The 4,055-nt window shown below is 69.9% G+C and carries 3 protein-coding genes and 1 pseudogene; 2 read left to right on the top strand and 2 right to left on the bottom strand.

The window, feature by feature from the left end:
• Positions 1–135: 135 nt before the first annotated feature.
• On the top strand, positions 136–834 hold the full coding sequence (locus ACIWVC_RS34230; RefSeq protein ID WP_396448145.1) for a DsbA family oxidoreductase: 699 nt from the start codon (positions 136–138) through the stop codon (positions 832–834).
• Between the two features lie 31 nt (positions 835–865).
• On the opposite strand, the gene ACIWVC_RS34225 is transcribed toward ACIWVC_RS34230, so the two are convergent.
• The gene (locus ACIWVC_RS34225) at positions 866–3,082 is read right to left on the bottom strand and encodes a tetratricopeptide repeat protein (protein ID WP_396455156.1); all 2,217 of its coding nucleotides are present in this window, start codon (positions 3,080–3,082) and stop codon (positions 866–868) included.
• Complete coding sequence (locus ACIWVC_RS34220) at positions 3,079–3,489, bottom strand: hypothetical protein (RefSeq protein WP_396448143.1); 411 nt, start codon at positions 3,487–3,489, stop codon at positions 3,079–3,081. The genes ACIWVC_RS34225 and ACIWVC_RS34220 overlap by 4 nt, the downstream gene beginning before the upstream one ends.
• A gap of 277 nt (positions 3,490–3,766) precedes the next feature.
• Between ACIWVC_RS34220 and ACIWVC_RS34215 the strand changes: the two are divergent.
• A pseudogene (locus tag ACIWVC_RS34215) lies at positions 3,767–3,943 on the top strand (tyrosine-type recombinase/integrase); the annotation flags it as partial.
• Positions 3,944–4,055 lie beyond the last annotated feature (112 nt).

The following is a 4,055-nucleotide window of genomic DNA, read 5'->3' as shown; positions in this document are numbered from 1 at the left end:
CCCCGACCCCACCCCCCACTGACCCCGCACCCCACCCGACGCCCCCGCCGCCCCGCGGCGGGGGCGTCCGCCGTAGAAACAGATCCGCGCCCGAGCGTGTTGCACCCGGTGACCCCTACGAGGAAGGTGCGACCCGTGCGCGTTGAAATCTGGTCCGATGTCGTCTGCCCCTGGTGCTACATCGGAAAGCGGCAGTTCGAGAAGGCGCTCGCAGGCTTCGAGCACCGCGACCAGGTCGAAGTGGTGCACCGCTCCTTCCAGCTCGACCCGTCCTTCCCGCCCGGCGAGACCGTCGACGTGGCCGACATGCTGGCCGCCAAGTACGGCATGCCGCGCGAGCAGGCCGTGGAGATGAACCGCCAGATGGAGAAGCGCGCCGCGACCGTCGGCCTGGAGTACCGCCTTGAAGGCGGCCGCGCAGGCAACACCTCCGACGCGCACCGCCTCATCCACCTGGCCGCGAAGCACGGCCTTCAAGACGAAACCGTCGAGGCCCTCTTCAAGGCGCACTTCACCGACCGCCGCTCGGTCTTCGACCACGACTCCCTGACCGAGATCGCCGGAGAAGCCGGCCTGGACGCGGCCACGGCGCGCGAAACCCTCTCCTCCACCGCCTTCACCGCCGAAGTGGAGGCCGACCAGCGCGAGGCCCGCGACCTGGGCGCTACGGGCGTCCCCTTCTTCGTGATCGACCGCCGCTACGGCATCTCAGGCGCCCAGCCCCCGGAGGCCTTTACCGAGGCCCTGACCCGCGCCTGGACGGACGCCCATCCCACCCTCACCACAATCGGCACGCCCAGCGAAACCTGCACCGACGAAACCTGCACGCCCTGACACCGGCCCGCCCACGGCACTTGGTCTCGTCCTATTCTCCGCTTCCGGTGATACGCGCACAGGCTTCGGCGCAATCATCAGCCTGCTTGTTGAGCTTTATCTCCCGATACAAGTCGGCAGCGTGCCGATACTGTCGGCGCGCTTCGTCGTGGTGTCCCTGGCACTCTGCCAGTTGGGCGAGCTTCATACGGATCTGGGCTTGACCGCCCCGATCGTCGAGCCCCTGGAACAACTCGGAGGCCCTGCGGTAATGGGCGCTCGCCTGGGGGAAGTCACGCCTCGCCCGCGCGACGTCTCCCAGGCCCCTGAAAGCTCCCGCCTGGCCACTCCGGTCTTCTAGCATTTCGTGGAGCTGAAGGGCTCGCCGGCCGTAAGCCTCGGCTTCGCCGAGATTCCCCCGCGCCAGCGCGACGTCCCCCAAGGCTATGAAGGTGTGCGCCTGCCCGAGCCGGTCCTCGAGCTCCCGGTAATGCTCGAACGCCTGCTGGTGGCACGCGTGCGCTCGGTCCAGTTCGCCCAGCAGCCTCGCCACGCGCCCCGAGGCCAGGAGCGCATCAGCCTGTCCGAGCCGGTTCCCCGCCTCCCCGTAGTGCTGGAGGGCCTGCCGGAAATACGCCTCGGCCTCGCCCAGGTCGGCCCGCGCCTGGGCGACGAACCCCGAGGTCAGGAGGATGGGGGCCTGGCCGGCCCGATCTCCAAGCTCCCGGTGGAGCCGGAGAGCCGACCGTAGATACCCGTCCGCCTGGTCGAAATCATTCCGTATCCGCGCAACTCTCCCCAGGCCGGCGAGGGCGTTCGCCTGGCCGCGCAGGTCACCCGCGTCACAGGCCGCGGCGTGGCCGGCGGAATAAAGGCGGGCCGCCTGCTCGGGCTTGTTGTCCAAGGTCAGCCAGAAAGCGACATGGTCGACGAAGGCGTTCGCCTGTTCCCACTCCTCACTGAGGGCAGTCTGTGCGGCGACGGTGAGTTCGTCACTGGCGGCCGTCAGCCATGCACGCGCCTCGGACGGCGTGCCGAACTGGTCGCTGGCCGCCTGATCCATGCTCTGCTTCGTGAGAGCGGCACTGGCCGAGTAGACCGCCGCTTCCAGGTGCTCGTACAAACGGCGACGCCCCTGCCGGACCTCGGGGTCATCGTTCGCGTAATCGGTGGTGCGGCGGGCGTAGCCCAAGAACAGGTCGTGGAACGTATAGCGCCCCTGGGGTAACCCGATCAGCAAGTTGCGTTCAAGCAACCTCGCCAGCTGAACCGCCGCCAGCGGACGGGGCCTCCCGGCAAGCGCCGCCACAGACGCCGCGTCGAAGTTCGGCCCCGGATGCCGGGCGCAGACGCCCAATGCCCGCCGCAACGCCGGAGGCAGCGCGCTGTAGGAGGCGGTGAAGGCCGCCTGGACGACCTGATCAACGTCCTCCAGATGCTCCAGCGGGTGTTCGGCGGAGCGCATCACCTCGATCACCTCGGCCGCGCTCAACACGGCCAGCAGCGATCCGGCGGGACGCAGCGCCAACGGCAGGCATCCGCACAACCCCGCCAGTTCGGCGAGTTCGCCGTCACGTGCCGCCATCTCCTCCTGCGACCGTCCAGCCACACCCACCAGCAACGCCACCGCGTCGGAGACGGACAGAGTGTCCACCCCGATCCGGACGGCGGCGTCCAGTTCGGTGAGACGATCACGGCTGGTCACCACGACCAGGCATCCCGCGGAGGTCCGCGGTCCGGGCAGCAACGGCCGCACCTGTGCGGCGTCGCGGGCGTTGTCCAGGATCAGCAGGACCCGGCGCTCGGCCAGCCATCCGCGCCACAGCCCGCCCTTGGCCTGCGCATCCGCCGGGATCTCGGCCGGCGCGAACCCGACCAGGGCCAGCAGCTCACCAAGGACCTCACCGGGGTCGCGCGGCCGATGCCCCGGGGTGAACCCTCTGAGATCGACCTCGAAACGCGCATCGGGGAACTGCTCGCCGATTTCAGCCGCCAACGCCCGGGCCAACGCGGTCTTCCCGGCCCCGCCCATCCCGTGCACAGCGGACATCACCACCGGCCGACCGGCCTCCCGCGCCCGCAGCCCCTCCCGCTGCAGCCGCTGCAACTCCGCGTCCCGGCCGACCAGGACCGGCGGCGGCACCAGCGTGTCCAACGCGACCGCCGCCCGCCCGCCCGTCCCGGAGTAGTAGTTGAACTGGACACCTCGCCCCTGGACCGCCTGCTGCGCCTGCCCGAGCGCGTCGGCACGGACATCCGGGCCGGTCATGACGCCGGTGGAGAGCCGAACGTGTTGTGCTGGACGCCCTGCCCCTGGACGGCCTGCTGCGCATGGTCGAAAGCCCGGGCATCGACCTGCACCGCGCCAAGGTGCGCCACCAGCTCCCGCACGGCGGCCTCAGCCTCGGGATGGTCCCCCAGCAGATCCTCGAAGCGGATCCGCCATGCCTCTCCCTGACGCCTGGCGACTTCTTCGATCCGGTCTGCCGATGCCCCGACGACCTCCCGGCGGGTCTGCTCCAGCCGGTCTTCCTGCCGTCGCCCCTCCTCGGCGTCCCCACGGCTGAGCAGCCGCGCCGCCCGCACCCGCACCTGCTGCCATCCGTCGGTGACCATCGCCGCGACGAGCCCCGTCCCCGCCGACGCGGCCAGCGCCGCCAGCCCTTCGTTCAGCATCCCCGGACCTCCGGTCTAGGCATAAGAGCCAGTTACAGTATTGGCCGAACACCGCAAAAGCGCGCAGCGCCCATACGGCTAGAGCGCCCCGGTAGGTCGCACCTTCACCACCAGACCGGACAATCCGCCACCAAGCCGCCGCCCCCGATCAGCCCCCACACCAAGGAAGCACGACACCCTCCTCGCAGGTGTCCCCGTCCACGTCGTGCACGGCCGTCCGGTGACAGGCGCCCTCGCCACACCCTCCTAGCCGGCCAAGCACGCTGCCCTCGGCCACTGGCATCCGCATGAACTGCGGCACTCGGGGGCCTCGCTGATGCTGGCGCAGGGAACGCCGCTGCACGTCGTCTCTGAGATCCTCGGGCACACGTCCATCGCGACCACGAAGGACGTCTATGGGCACCTGCTCGTCGACGACAAGCGTGCGGCGGCTGAGGCGATGAGCGGCGCCTGATCGGTGCCCGTGGCTCCCACGGCGTACGCCAAAGCCCCCTTGCAAGATCGCAAGGGGGCTTTGACCTGGGCGCACCCGAAGGGATTCGAACCCCTAACCTTCTGATCCGTAG

It is taken from the genome of Actinomadura sp., assembly GCF_044508335.1.
Classification (GTDB): domain Bacteria; phylum Actinomycetota; class Actinomycetes; order Streptosporangiales; family Streptosporangiaceae; genus Spirillospora.
Note: the sequence above shows the minus strand (reverse complement) of the source record. Positions and strands in the feature narration are given on the sequence as shown.